The sequence below is a fragment of the Erwinia sp. 009765445 genome, from assembly GCF_058137865.1.
On sequence record NZ_JBYUWC010000042.1, the window covers coordinates 1 to 2,981 of the forward strand.

The following is a 2,981-nucleotide window of genomic DNA, read 5'->3' on the forward strand; positions in this document are numbered from 1 at the left end:
AGCCATATTTAGTTTCCCCTCGTAAAAGTTTGAGTAAATACGGTGTCAAATTTGCTTCATGCCATTTTTTAAGATTGACATAGATAACGCCTGCATTGAAATAACGTCCATTCATTTCGGGAATGTTGGGTAATGACTCCAACTTATTGATAGTGTTTTATGTTCAGATAATGCCCGATGACTTTGTCATGCAGCTCCACCGATTTTGAGAACGACAGCGACTTCCGTCCCAGCCGTGCCAGGTGCTGCCTCAGATTCAGGTTATGCCGCTCAATTCGCTGCGTATATCGCTTGCTGATTACGTGCAGCTTTCCCTTCAGGCGGGATTCATACAGCGGCCAGCCATCCGTCATCCATATCACCACGTCAAAGGGTGACAGCAGGCTCATAAGACGCCCCAGCGTCGCCATAGTGCGTTCACCGAATACGTGCGCAACAACCGTCTTCCGGAGACTGTCATACGCGTAAAACAGCCAGCGCTGGCGCGATTTAGCCCCGACATAGCCCCACTGTTCGTCCATTTCCGCGCAGACGATGACGTCACTGCCCGGCTGTATGCGCGAGGTTACCGACTGCGGCCTGAGTTTTTTAAGTGACGTAAAATCGTGTTGAGGCCAACGCCCATAATGCGGGCTGTTGCCCGGCATCCAACGCCATTCATGGCCATATCAATGATTTTCTGGTGCGTACCGGGTTGAGAAGCGGTGTAAGTGAACTGCAGTTGCCATGTTTTACGGCAGTGAGAGCAGAGATAGCGCTGATGTCCGGCGGTGCTTTTGCCGTTACGCACCACCCCGTCAGTAGCTGAACAGGAGGGACAGCTGATAGAAACAGAAGCCACTGGAGCACCTCAAAAACACCATCATACACTAAATCAGTAAGTTGGCAGCATCACCCGACGCACTTTGCGCCGAATAAATACCTGTGACGGAAGATCACTTCGCAGAATAAATAAATCCTGGTGTCCCTGTTGATACCGGGAAGCCCTGGGCCAACTTTTGGCGAAAATGAGACGTTGATCGGCACGTAAGAGGTTCCAACTTTCACCATAATGAAATAAGATCACTACCGGGCGTATTTTTTGAGTTATCGAGATTTTCAGGAGCTAAGGAAGCTAAAATGGAGAAAAAAATCACTGGATATACCACCGTTGATATATCCCAATGGCATCGTAAAGAACATTTTGAGGCATTTCAGTCAGTTGCTCAATGTACCTATAACCAGACCGTTCAGCTGGATATTACGGCCTTTTTAAAGACCGTAAAGAAAAATAAGCACAAGTTTTATCCGGCCTTTATTCACATTCTTGCCCGCCTGATGAATGCTCATCCGGAATTCCGTATGGCAATGAAAGACGGTGAGCTGGTGATATGGGATAGTGTTCACCCTTGTTACACCGTTTTCCATGAGCAAACTGAAACGTTTTCATCGCTCTGGAGTGAATACCACGACGATTTCCGGCAGTTTCTACACATATATTCGCAAGATGTGGCGTGTTACGGTGAAAACCTGGCCTATTTCCCTAAAGGGTTTATTGAGAATATGTTTTTCGTCTCAGCCAATCCCTGGGTGAGTTTCACCAGTTTTGATTTAAACGTGGCCAATATGGACAACTTCTTCGCCCCCGTTTTCACCATGGGCAAATATTATACGCAAGGCGACACGGTGCTGATGCCGCTGGCGATTCAGGTTCATCATGCCGTTTGTGATGGCTTCCATGTCGGCAGAATGCTTAATGAATTACAACAGTACTGCGATGAGTGGCAGGGCGGGGCGTAATTTTTTTAAGGCAGTTATTGGTGCCCTTAAACGCCTGGTTGCTACGCCTGAATAAGTGATAATAAGCGGATGAATGGCAGAAATTCGAAAGCAAATTCGACCCGGTCGTCGGTTCAGGGCAGGGTCGTTAAATAGCCACTTATGTCTATTGCTGGTTTACCGGTTTATTGACTACCGGAAGCAGTGTGACCGTGTGCTTCTCAAATGCCTGAGGCCAGTTTGCTCAGGCTCTCCCCGTGGAGGTAATAATTGACGATATGATCATTTATTCTGCCTCCCAGAGCCTGATAAAAACGGTTAGCGCTTCGTTAATACAGATGTAGGTGTTCCACAGGGTAGCCAGCAGCATCCTGCGATGCAGATCCGGAACATAATGGTGCAGGGCGCTTGTTTCGGCGTGGGTATGGTGGCAGGCCCCGTGGCCGGGGGACTGTTGGGCGCTGCCGGCACCTGTCCTACGAGTTGCATGATAAAGAAGACAGTCATAAGTGCGGCGACGATAGTCATGCCCCGCGCCCACCGGAAGGAGCTACCGGCAGCGGTGCGGACTGTTGTAACTCAGAATAAGAAATGAGGCCGCTCATGGCGTTGACTCTCAGTCATAGTATCGTGGTATCACCGGTTGGTTCCACTCTCTGTTGCGGGCAACTTCAGCAGCACGTAGGGGACTTCCGCGTTTCCAGACTTTACGAAACACGGAAACCGAAGACCATTCATGTTGTTGCTCAGGTCGCAGACGTTTTGCAGCAGCAGTCGCTTCACGTTCGCTCGCGTATCGGTGATTCATTCTGCTAACCAGTAAGGCAACCCCGCCAGCCTAGCCGGGTCCTCAACGACAGGAGCACGATCATGCGCACCCGTGGCCAGGACCCAACGCTGCCCGACTCGAGGGCATCCGATCAACGCTTTCTGGTGAATGGTGCGGGAGGCGAGACTTGAACTCGCACACCTAGCGGCGCCAGAACCTAAATCTGGTGCGTCTACCAATTTCGCCACTCCCGCAAAAAAAGATGGTGGCTACGACGGGATTCTCTAGATCATCATGTTTATTGCGTGGTTTATAAGTATTGTTATTGCACACTCAAGGCCCTTTAGCTCAGTGGTTAGAGCAGGCGACTCATAATCGCTTGGTCGCTGGTTCAAGTCCAGCAAGGGCCACCAAATCATTATTTACGTATCAGGAAGAGTTAAGGGTACAAGGG

Annotated in this window: 2 protein-coding genes, 2 tRNA genes and 2 pseudogenes; 2 read left to right on the forward strand and 4 right to left on the reverse strand. The window is 49.7% G+C overall.

Annotated elements, in window-relative coordinates; all coding sequences use genetic code 11:
* Nucleotides 1–127: pseudogene (locus tag AC3Y5R_RS24005) on the reverse strand (glycosyltransferase); the annotation flags it as partial.
* Between the two features lie 16 nt (nucleotides 128–143).
* Nucleotides 144–841, reverse strand: a protein-coding gene (locus tag AC3Y5R_RS24010; protein WP_094096600.1) for an IS1-like element IS1A family transposase whose coding sequence is annotated in 2 segments (ribosomal slippage) — nucleotides 144–592 and nucleotides 592–841 — 699 coding nt in all. Because the reading frame shifts where the segments join, the coding sequence is not laid out codon by codon here.
* A gap of 278 nt (nucleotides 842–1,119) precedes the next feature.
* On the opposite strand from AC3Y5R_RS24010, the gene catA reads away from it, so the two are divergent.
* A complete protein-coding gene (catA, locus tag AC3Y5R_RS24015; RefSeq protein ID WP_489923406.1) occupies nucleotides 1,120–1,779 on the forward strand; it encodes a type A chloramphenicol O-acetyltransferase in 660 nt (219 codons plus the stop codon).
* 292 nt (nucleotides 1,780–2,071) lie between these two features.
* On the opposite strand, the pseudogene AC3Y5R_RS24020 reads toward catA, so the two are convergent.
* A pseudogene (locus AC3Y5R_RS24020) lies at nucleotides 2,072–2,173 on the reverse strand (phage integrase family protein); the annotation flags it as partial.
* Nucleotides 2,174–2,696: 523 nt separating this feature from the next.
* Nucleotides 2,697–2,781 (reverse strand) — tRNA-Leu (locus tag AC3Y5R_RS24025).
* Nucleotides 2,782–2,864: 83 nt separating this feature from the next.
* On the opposite strand from AC3Y5R_RS24025, the gene AC3Y5R_RS24030 reads away from it, so the two are divergent.
* Nucleotides 2,865–2,940 (forward strand) — tRNA-Ile (locus tag AC3Y5R_RS24030).
* The last annotated feature ends 41 nt before the right edge of the window (nucleotides 2,941–2,981 follow it).